An 8,346-nucleotide genomic window follows, 5' to 3' on the forward strand; every position below is an offset into this window, starting at 1 on the left:
GATCAGTGCCGTGGTGCCGGGCGCCAACGCTTCCGTGGTGCCCGGCGATCTCTCCAAGGCCTTTCTGAAAAAAGGCGACGTCGTGCTGCTGCAAAATGAGATTCCGCTGGCCACCGTCGATGCCGCCCTCGACCAGGCAAGGGCGGCCGGCGCCATCACGGTGCTCAACACAGCACCTTTCCAGGCGCAAGCAGCCGGCTTTCTCGGCAAGGCCGACTATGTCGTCGCCAACGAAACCGAGTTCGACCTGTATGGCGAAGCGCTGTCGCTGCAAGGCCGCGATCGGGCGGTGCGCATGCGCGACTTTGCCGGAAAGACCGGCCGCACCGTCGTCGTCACGCTCGGCGGCGATGGCGTGATGGCGGCGACACCGACCGAGTTCCTGGCCGTTGCTGCGCGCAAGATCGTCCCCGTCGACACGGTCGGCGCCGGCGATACGTTCTGCGGCTATTTCGCCGCCAGCCTGTCGTCGGGCCTCACGCTCGAACAGGCGCTGGCGCGCGCCGGCGCGGCCGGCTCGCTGGCCTGCCTGAAACCTGGCGCCCAACCGGCGATCCCGCTCGCCAAAGACGTCGATCAGGCGCTGCAGGAAACCCATTAAAATGCTGCGTCCTCAAACAAAACATGCCGTGCCACCGGCAGGCGACATCTGCCGCCTGTCCGCAGTCGAACTCGCCGGCGCGATCCGGGAGAGGGAGCTTTGCGTGCGCGAGGTGGTGGCGGCATTCCTCGACCGCATCGAGGCGGTCAATCCGCTGGTCAACGCCATCGTCTCCTTGCGCGATCGCGCCGATATCCTGCGCGAAGCCGATGCGGCCGATGCCAGCCCAACGCGAGCCAAAACCAACCCGCTCTTCGGCCTGCCGATGGCCATCAAGGACCTCGCCTCGACCACGGGCCTCAGGACCTCTTTCGGCTCGCCGATCTTCGCCGATTTCGTGCCGCAGGAGGACGATTTCTTCGTCGAGCGCATCCGCAATGCCGGCGCCATTATCATCGGCAAGACCAACGTCCCCGAATTCGGGCTTGGTTCCAACACCTACAACGCCGTGTTCGGGCCGACGCTGAACGCCTTCGATCCGGCCCTGACCGCCGGAGGCTCGAGCGGCGGCGCGGCCGTTGCCCTGGCGCTCGACATGGTGCCCGTCGCCGATGGCAGCGACTTTGGCGGCTCGCTGCGCAACCCGGCCGCCTGGAACAATGTTTTTGGCTTCCGCCCGTCGCAAGGACTTGTTCCCGGCGGACCCGATTTCGAAGTCTTCCATGCGCAGATGGGCGTCGACGGGCCGATGGGCCGCAACGTCCGTGACATGGCACTGCTGCTCGATGTGCAGGCCGGTTACCACCCGCACGCGCCATTGTCCTACGAGAAACCCGGCTCGTTCCTCGAAGGGCTTGGAATACCCGCAACTGGTGGCCGCATCGCCTGGCTCGGTGATCTCGGCGGTCATCTGCCGGTTGAAACAGGCGTTCTCGGCCTGTGCGAGGCGGCACTTGGCCGCTTTGCGGAAGCGTCCTTCGCGACCGAGCCCCTGCTGCCGGATTTCGATTTCGAAGCGCTGTGGCAGGCCTTCGTGACGCTGCGCCAGGCCAGCAGCGGCTGCGCGCTCAAAACCCACTATGACGATCCCGCGAAGCGCCGCCTGCTCAAGCCGGAAGCCATCTGGGAAGTGGAGAACGCAACGCGGCTGACGGCGCCGCAGATCCGCGCCGCTTCGGTCATCCGCACGTCCTGGCATCGCACGCTGCTGTCGATCTTCGACCGCTATGATCTGATTGCGCTGCCGACAGCGCAGGTCTTCCCCTTCGACATCGATACGCATTGGCCGCGTGAGGTCGCCGGACGCACAATGGACAGCTATCACCGCTGGATGCAGGTTTCCGCCTTCGCGACCTTGGGCGGCTGCCCGGCGGCCAATGTGCCGGTCGGCTTCGACGATAGAGGGCGGCCGATGGGCATGCAGCTGATCGGCCGGCCACGCGGCGACCTTGCCGTGCTCAAGGCGGCGGCCGCCTATGAGGCAACACTGCCCTGGCCGGCCGGCGCCTGAATCGCACGCGTTGGCGGCCGCGGCGCTTCGCGCACCGGCTTGCATCGCTATCGCCGCCATGCATTGATTATCCTCAGCCGCGCCGCCTCGGCGGTATTCCTGGGGAAAAAGCATGTCGCTCGAACTCTACGCCGCCTATGTCCTCGCTTGCATCGTCATTATCCTGGTGCCCGGTCCGACGGTCACGCTGATCATTGCCAACAGCATCCGCCATGGCTCGCGCGCCGGCCTCGCCAACGTCGCCGGCACGCAGGCCGGGCTTGCCGTGATGATCGCCATCGTCGGCATCGGCCTCAACACGCTGATCGCAGGCATGGGCCACTGGTTCGAGTGGGTACGACTGATCGGCGCGGCCTATCTGATCTGGATGGGTGTGCAGATGTTCCGCTCCAAGGGCACGTTGAATGCCGATGGAACAGCGAGAAAGCCGCGCGGCGGCTTCTTCCTGCAGGGCCTGCTGGTGGCGCTGAGCAACCCCAAGACGCTGATTTTCTTCGGCGCCTTCTTTCCGCAGTTCATTTCGCCGCAAGGCAACTACTCGCTGCAGATCGCCGTCATGGGTCTGACCGCCATGATCTTCGCCGCCTTCTCGGATTCGACTTACGCGCTGGCCGCCGGCCGCGCCGGGCGCCTGCTGTCGGCCGGCCGCATCAAACTCCTGTCGAGGATCAGCGGCAGCTTCATGGTCGGCGGCGGCCTGTGGCTGGCGTTTTCGCGGTCGAAGTAAAGGCGGCCGAGCCGGCGCCGCAAGGAGTTGCAGCACCCTGGAATGGCAACAGATTGAAAGTGTGCTGTCCCACCACCACATGAATCTGGCTTGAGGGATTCATGTCTGTCTTTTGGACTTGGGATGGTTTGAAGAGGAACGCGCCTGGCGTGATCCTCTTTATTGGTGCGTTTGCGGTTATGATCATGTTGGCGGCAAACAAATGGATCAACGACGCCAGCCCGATCCGATCGGTCGACACAGTCGAGGCAAACGTCGAAAGTGTCCGGTTGGACCATGGCCGCGGCATATATCTGGTTTCTATCGAGAACGGTTCGTCTGTCCTTATCGATGACGATCACCCGCATCTGATCGGCTCGCGCACAAACATCGAACGCGTCACGCGCGACAATGGCTTCGTCTTCTACCGATTCGTGAATTGAATCATGGCAACAGTATCTTCTCTCAGAAACCGCCTGCTTCTGTTTCAGGCAGAATACCGAGACGCAGTCATTGGTGTCGTATTCTTCTGCGCACTGCCCCTGGCGGCGCTGATCCCGATTGCGATGAACCAGGACAATCCGGTTGTGGCAACTCAGAGTGTGATGGGCACTATCGAGTATGTGAGGTTAATGCCCATCAATCCGAAGATGGCTGCCGGGCGCGGGCTGTATTACACATACGATGTCCGCCTTGATGGCAACAGCGCGGTGACATCCATCGATGATGAAGTGGGGATGCCGCACCTTGTCGGTTCGGTCATCCCCATCGAGCGGCAACATCATAAGCGCGGCGGAGACACCTATCGGTTTCTCAATGAGTGAAGACGCGTGCTCACAAGTTCAGTTCTGTTCTGACGGTCAGTTAAGCCGCCCCAGCCTCTCCACCAGCAAGGCGAAAAACGCATCATGGTCGATGTCGCGCATCACCATGGCGTTCTTCGGCCGTTTGGTGACGCCCCACCAGTCGATCACGGTCATGCCCATGGTCAGTTCCGAGGCGGTTTCCACGCTGACGTTGCAGTTGCGGCCCTTGAACAGGTCCGGCTTCAACAGATAGGCGATGACGCAAGGATCGTGCAGCGGGCCACCGTCGGTGCCGTATTTCTCTTCATCGAAGCGCTCGAAGAACTCCAACATCTCCGCGGTGGCGGTGCCGACCCTGGTGCCCAGCGCGCGGAAGGCCTGCGTGCGCTTGGCGGTGGTCAGCGCCTTGTGGGTGACGTCGAGAGGCATCATGACGATCGGAATGCCGGATTTGAGCACGACATCTGCGGCCTGCGGGTCGACATAGATGTTGAATTCGGCGGTCGGTGTGACATTGCCGCCTTCGAAGAAGCCGCCGCCCATCAGCACGATTTCCTTGATGCGCGGTGCGATGCGCGGCTCGCGGATCAGCGCCAGCGCAATGTTGGTGAGCGGGCCGAGCGCGCAAAGCGTGATCGTGCCGCTTTCTTCGCTCATCAGCGTCTCGACGATGAAATCGACCGCGTACTGGTCCTGCAGCTTCATCGTCGGTTCGGGCAATTGCGGACCGTTGAGGCCGGTCTTGCCATGCACTTCCTCGGCGGTGACCAGTTCGCGCGTCAGGGGCCGGATGGCACCGGCATAGACCTTGATGTCCGGGCGGCCGGCCAGCTCGCAGATCTTGCGGGCATTCTTTTCGGTAAGCTTCAGCGGCACGTTGCCGGCAACGGCTGATATGCCGACGATCTCCAGTTCGGAGCTGCCGAGCGCCAGCAATATGGCGACGGCATCATCCTGGCCGGGATCCGTGTCGATGATGATCTTGCGTGACTGGGGCATTTCAATTCCTTGTTTGGCGAGGTCGTGGACTTGCATCGATCCGATCGGAACATCCAAATGACGCCGAAGCGGCCGCGAGCTGCCAGGCCGAACCGCTCGACCGGGGAAGACAATCCCGACCCGCGCGCTTTTCCTTGCATCTGCTCGCCGTTTCAAGCGCCATGTCTGTCATTCCTGTGAGTCCACGGCCTGGTCTTTTTGGGCGGGTCTGTTGACGGCTTGAACTTGGTCGCGGGGCGGACCATATCAAGGCCATCGGGAAAAATGCCATCTGGGTTTTTCCACTTTATGTCGCTCTTGAGAGGACAGTGTAACATGAGCCGAATGACGCCCTTTTCCAGCCCGCTTCTGCTTGGTTTCGACGCCATGGAAAAGACCCTGGAACGCCTGGCGAAGTCCGGTGACAGCTACCCTCCCTACAACATCGAACGCCTCAGCGGCGCCGACGGCAAAACCGAAAGGTTGCGCATCACATTGGCGGTCGCCGGTTTCGCCGAAAGCGATCTCGATGTCACCACGGAGGAAAACCAGTTGGTCGTGCGCGGCCGTCAGACCGACGACACCGAGCGCGAATTTCTTCATCGCGGCATCGCCGCGCGCCAGTTCCAGCGCTGTTTCGTGCTGGCCGACGGCATGCGGGTGATCGCAGCGGAGTTGAAGAACGGCCTTTTGGCGATCGACCTCGATCGGCCGGAGTCCGAACGGCTGGTACGGAAAATAAACATATCGGTGAAAGACTGATCTTTACCGATGGCTCTCATGCGGGATGGCCTTGAGCGGCGTCCTCGCGCCAAGGAGGCTTTGAAATGACCAGAACTGAAACTATCACCATGACCAATGGCGAATTCGCTCATCTCGGCGAGGGCTCGGTCGCTTATCTCAGAAAGGTCTCGAGCGACGAATTGCTCGGCCGTTTCCCCAATCTCGGCGAAATCGCTCCCGGCATGGAACTGTGGGCGCTGTTTGCAGCCAATGGCCAGCCGATCCTGCTTTCCGACGCGCGTGACCGCGCACTGGCCGGTGCCATGGAAAACGACCTGACCACGGTCGCCATCCACTAAGACCCAGCGCGCCGCCCTGTTAGGCGCGACCAGCAGGCTCAAACGCATAGGGCCGCCCGTGGCGGCCCTTGAAGTTCGTCTCACCAGAAAAATCAGGCCGCGTGCGAGGCCTGGGTGTCCGATAAAAGCGCGTGGATAGCCGCGGCGTCGCGCGTACCCCTGATCTTGGCCACCGTGTCGGCGTCACGCAGCACTCGCGCGATGCGCGACAGTGCCTTGAGGTGATCGGCACCCGCCCCTTCCGGCGCCAGCAGCAGAAACACCAGATCGACGGGCTGATCGTCCAGCGATTCGAAATCGACAGGCGTCTCCAGCCGGGCGAAAACACCTGCGATGCGCTTCACGCCGGCCAGCTTGCCGTGCGGGATGGCGATGCCGTTGCCGACGCCGGTCGAACCCAGCCGCTCACGCTGCAGGATGGTGTCGAACACCTCCCGCTCCGGAATGCCGGAAATCGCCGCCGCCCGTTCGGACAGCAATTGCAGCAGCTGCTTCTTGGAGTTCGCCTTCAACGCCGGCAATATCGCCGGAACGTTGATAAGATCGCTCAGATCCATGCTTGAAAATCCCTTGTTCGCCTGCCGTCACCAGTCCTCACCCCTCGTGCGGCCGGCTCTTATCCCAGTGCGACCTCGTCGTCACCGTGCGACCCTTGTCGTCACCGTGCGACCGTTGTCGTCACGCTTGTGCGACCTTGGTCGTCGACGGGTCGATCCAACCGATATTTCCATCGGGTCGGCGATAGACGATGTTGAGATGGTCGGTTCCCGCGTTGCGGAAGACGAAGACCGGGCTGTCCTTGGTGTCGAGCTCGATGACCGCCGACGCCACCGACATGGTCTTCAGCGTCATGGTTGATTCGGCGACGATGGCCGGCGCGAAATTCTCCGGAATGTCCTCGTCGTCATCGGCAAGCGGCGCCATCACCGTGTAGGCTATGTCGGTCGGTTGGCCGTTGGCGGCGCCCGAATTGTGCGATTTCAGCCGGCGCTTGTAGCGCCTCAGGCGGGTTTCCAGACGGTCCGCCGCCGCCTCGAAGGCAAGCGTCGGATCCTGGGCATCGCCGGTGGCCTGCAGCGAAGCGCCGGAATCCAGCCGGATCATGCAATCCGCCGAATAGCGCGAACCCGATTTGATGACCGTGACATGTCCGGCAAAGCCGCGATCGAAATATTTGCCGATCGCTTCGCCGACACGATCGTTGATGCGTGTCCGAAACGCATCGCCGATGTCCATGTGTTTTCCCGATATGCGCAGATTCATCTGAAAACTGACCTTCCTTGCTCAGGCTTCAAACTGGCCCGAGTTTATACTCGTGATCCGTGCGCACAAGCTTTGCGGCGTCACTTGCGCCGATTTTAAATCCAGACTTTCCGGTTGATCACAAGCCGCCCTTTGACCGTCCCGAGGCCAACGTCGTGACGGACCATCCGCATGCGGGCATCTAGCCCGTCTCATGCGGGCGGGCTTCTAGCCAGTTCACCGCGGCTTGTCAATGAAGTGCTGGCTTGTGGAAAATCGACCCGCCTCAGCGCCCGGCGCTGGCCATCGCACGTTTCTCGCGCCGGCGCTGCACCGAGGAGGGGATATTCATGCCTTCCCGGTACTTGGCGACCGTACGCCTTGCAATGTCGACGCCACTTTCGCGCAACATGTCGACGATTGCATCGTCGGAAAGCACGTCGACGGGCTTCTCCTCGTCGATCAACTGCTTGATGCGGTCACGCACGGCTTCCGAGGAGTGCGCATCGCCGCCGCCCGATGCGGCGATCGAGGCGGTGAAGAAGTAGCGAAGCTCGAACACGCCGCGCGGCGTCAGCATGTATTTATTGGCTGTGACCCGGCTGACGGTCGATTCGTGCATGCCGATGGCGTCGGCCACAGTGCGCAGATTGAGCGGCTTCAGCTGCCGCACGCCATGGACGAGGAAGGCGTCCTGCTGGCGAACGATTTCCGAGGCGACCTTGAGGATGGTCTTTGCCCGCTGGTCGAGGCTGCGCGTCAGCCAGTTGGCGTTCTGCAGGCATTCGGCCAGAAAATCCCTTTCCGCCTGGTTCTTGGCCTGCGGAGAGACCTGGGCGAAATAGATATGGTCGACCAACACCCGCGGCAGCGTTTCGGCATTGAGTTCGACCGTCCAGCTGCCGTCATTGGCCGCGCGCACCTCCACATCGGCGACGATCGCGTCGCTGGCGCCGCCCGAAAACGCCATGCCCGGCCGGGGATCGAGCGCCCGGATTTCGGCCAGCATGTCGAGCAGATCCTCCTCGTCGACACCGCAGATCCGTTTCAATGCGTGAAAATCGCGCCGTGCCAGGAGTTCGAGATTGGCGACCAGCGCCTTCATCGCCGGATCGAGCCGGCTCCGCACGGCAAGCTGCAGCGACAGGCATTCGGCCAGGTCGCGGGCAAACAGGCCGGCCGGCTCGAAGGTCTGACACACCGCCAGCACCTTCGCCACGGCGGCGGCATCCGCACCGAGACGAGCGGCGATCTCGGCCAGATCGGCACGCAGATAGCCGGTCTCGTCAAGGCCGTCGGCGAGGTCGGCGGCGATCAGACGTGCAGCCGGATCGGCGAAGGCTAGCGCTACCTGTTCACCGACATGGTCGCGCAGCGTGATCGCAGCAGTCGCCATGTCGCCGGCGTCAAACCACTCGGATGAGGAACCCGCGCCATTGCCGGAAGCCGATTTCCATTGCGCCGTCAGGTCGGGACCGAGC

Annotated in this window: 11 protein-coding genes; 7 read left to right on the top strand and 4 right to left on the bottom strand. The window is 62.5% G+C overall.

Annotated features, from left to right (window positions below; all coding sequences use genetic code 11):
- The 5 genes from EN884_RS16275 to EN884_RS16295 form a co-directional block, all read left to right on the top strand.
- Nucleotides 1–601: PfkB family carbohydrate kinase (locus tag EN884_RS16275; protein WP_128360627.1), on the top strand; the 601-nt coding region annotated here is incomplete at its 5' end.
- Between the two features lies 1 nt (nucleotide 602).
- Nucleotides 603–2,051: an amidase gene (locus EN884_RS16280; protein ID WP_063169005.1), complete on the top strand. Its 1,449-nt coding sequence runs from the start codon at nucleotides 603–605 to the stop codon at nucleotides 2,049–2,051.
- A gap of 112 nt (nucleotides 2,052–2,163) precedes the next feature.
- Nucleotides 2,164–2,778, top strand: a complete 615-nt coding sequence (locus EN884_RS16285; protein ID WP_013529595.1) for a LysE family translocator — start codon at nucleotides 2,164–2,166, stop codon at nucleotides 2,776–2,778.
- A 101-nt stretch (nucleotides 2,779–2,879) separates the two neighbouring features.
- Nucleotides 2,880–3,200 (top strand): hypothetical protein, encoded by a 321-nt coding sequence (locus EN884_RS16290; RefSeq protein WP_013529594.1) that lies wholly within the window; start codon nucleotides 2,880–2,882, stop codon nucleotides 3,198–3,200.
- Between the two features lie 3 nt (nucleotides 3,201–3,203).
- A complete protein-coding gene (locus tag EN884_RS16295; protein ID WP_063169006.1) occupies nucleotides 3,204–3,581 on the top strand; it encodes a hypothetical protein in 378 nt (125 codons plus the stop codon).
- A 36-nt stretch (nucleotides 3,582–3,617) separates the two neighbouring features.
- On the opposite strand, the gene EN884_RS16300 is transcribed toward EN884_RS16295, so the two are convergent.
- Entirely contained in the window at nucleotides 3,618–4,562 is a 945-nt protein-coding gene (locus EN884_RS16300) for a nucleoside hydrolase (RefSeq protein WP_063170333.1), read from the bottom strand.
- A 315-nt stretch (nucleotides 4,563–4,877) separates the two neighbouring features.
- Between EN884_RS16300 and EN884_RS16305 the strand changes: the two genes are divergently transcribed.
- The gene (locus tag EN884_RS16305) at nucleotides 4,878–5,303 is read left to right on the top strand and encodes an Hsp20 family protein (protein WP_013529591.1); all 426 of its coding nucleotides are present in this window, start codon (nucleotides 4,878–4,880) and stop codon (nucleotides 5,301–5,303) included.
- Between the two features lie 65 nt (nucleotides 5,304–5,368).
- Entirely contained in the window at nucleotides 5,369–5,623 is a 255-nt protein-coding gene (locus tag EN884_RS16310; RefSeq protein WP_013529590.1) for a DUF1150 family protein, read from the top strand.
- Between the two features lie 92 nt (nucleotides 5,624–5,715).
- Here the strand turns inward: EN884_RS16310 and ptsN are convergent, their stop codons facing one another.
- The 3 genes from ptsN to rpoN all read right to left on the bottom strand — a co-directional run.
- Entirely contained in the window at nucleotides 5,716–6,180 is a 465-nt protein-coding gene (gene ptsN / locus EN884_RS16315; RefSeq protein ID WP_013529589.1) for a PTS IIA-like nitrogen regulatory protein PtsN, read from the bottom strand.
- A 121-nt stretch (nucleotides 6,181–6,301) separates the two neighbouring features.
- Nucleotides 6,302–6,886, bottom strand: a complete 585-nt coding sequence (raiA, locus tag EN884_RS16320) for a ribosome-associated translation inhibitor RaiA (protein ID WP_013529588.1) — start codon at nucleotides 6,884–6,886, stop codon at nucleotides 6,302–6,304.
- A gap of 265 nt (nucleotides 6,887–7,151) precedes the next feature.
- The coding region (gene rpoN / locus EN884_RS16325) for an RNA polymerase factor sigma-54 (protein ID WP_128360628.1) at nucleotides 7,152–8,346 on the bottom strand (1,195 nt) is incomplete at its 5' end.

The sequence above is a fragment of the Mesorhizobium sp. M7A.F.Ca.AU.001.01.1.1 genome, assembly GCF_004022735.1.
In the GTDB taxonomy this organism is placed as follows: Bacteria; Pseudomonadota; Alphaproteobacteria; order Rhizobiales; family Rhizobiaceae; genus Mesorhizobium; species Mesorhizobium ciceri.

Bases quoted from the DNA above. Each gene is read 5' to 3' on its own strand.
- EN884_RS16280 (WP_063169005.1), top strand. From the start codon at position 603: ATGCTGCGTCCTCAAACAAAACATGCCGTGCCACCGGCAGGCGACATC.
- EN884_RS16285 (WP_013529595.1), top strand. From the start codon at position 2,164: ATGTCGCTCGAACTCTACGCCGCCTATGTCCTCGCTTGCATCGTCATT.
- EN884_RS16290 (WP_013529594.1), top strand. From the start codon at position 2,880: ATGTCTGTCTTTTGGACTTGGGATGGTTTGAAGAGGAACGCGCCTGGC.
- EN884_RS16295 (WP_063169006.1), top strand. From the start codon at position 3,204: ATGGCAACAGTATCTTCTCTCAGAAACCGCCTGCTTCTGTTTCAGGCA.
- EN884_RS16300 (WP_063170333.1), bottom strand. From the start codon at position 4,562: ATGCCCCAGTCACGCAAGATCATCATCGACACGGATCCCGGCCAGGAT.
- EN884_RS16305 (WP_013529591.1), top strand. From the start codon at position 4,878: ATGAGCCGAATGACGCCCTTTTCCAGCCCGCTTCTGCTTGGTTTCGAC.
- EN884_RS16310 (WP_013529590.1), top strand. From the start codon at position 5,369: ATGACCAGAACTGAAACTATCACCATGACCAATGGCGAATTCGCTCAT.
- ptsN (WP_013529589.1), bottom strand. From the start codon at position 6,180: ATGGATCTGAGCGATCTTATCAACGTTCCGGCGATATTGCCGGCGTTG.
- raiA (WP_013529588.1), bottom strand. From the start codon at position 6,886: ATGAATCTGCGCATATCGGGAAAACACATGGACATCGGCGATGCGTTT.